Origin of the sequence: Pseudomonas sp. 2822-17 (assembly GCF_002742485.1) — a bacterium.
GTDB lineage: Bacteria > Pseudomonadota > Gammaproteobacteria > Pseudomonadales > Pseudomonadaceae > Aquipseudomonas > Aquipseudomonas cyclaminis.
The window spans coordinates 1-236 of record NZ_LJRZ01000212.1 but is presented as its reverse complement, the minus strand read 5'-3'; the positions used below and the strand labels follow the sequence as shown (position 1 = coordinate 236).

The window sequence follows — 236 nt, the reverse complement described above, 5'->3', positions numbered from 1 at the left end:
ACCTTCACCAATTCCATTAATTTTTGATAGTGCATCCAGTGAATCAAACGGTCTTAATTCTATTAATTCTTCTGCTCGTGTCTCGCCAATATGGATTATCTCTGATAACTTTTCAACAGAAGCGGAATTTATATCGATACATTTTCCTCCATCTTGCGATTCCATGTCGTTATTATGACTTTCATCATAATCAACCATATTTTCCTCGGATGAGTTAGAGTCGGTGCTCTCTATAT

Annotated in this window: 1 protein-coding gene; it reads right to left on the bottom strand. The window is 36.0% G+C overall.

Annotation, left to right across the window (positions count from 1 at the left end; genetic code table 11):
- The coding region (locus AOA60_RS01630) for a helix-hairpin-helix domain-containing protein (protein WP_218240517.1) at positions 1-198 on the bottom strand (198 nt) is incomplete at its 3' end.
- Between the last annotated feature and the right edge of the window lie 38 nt (positions 199-236).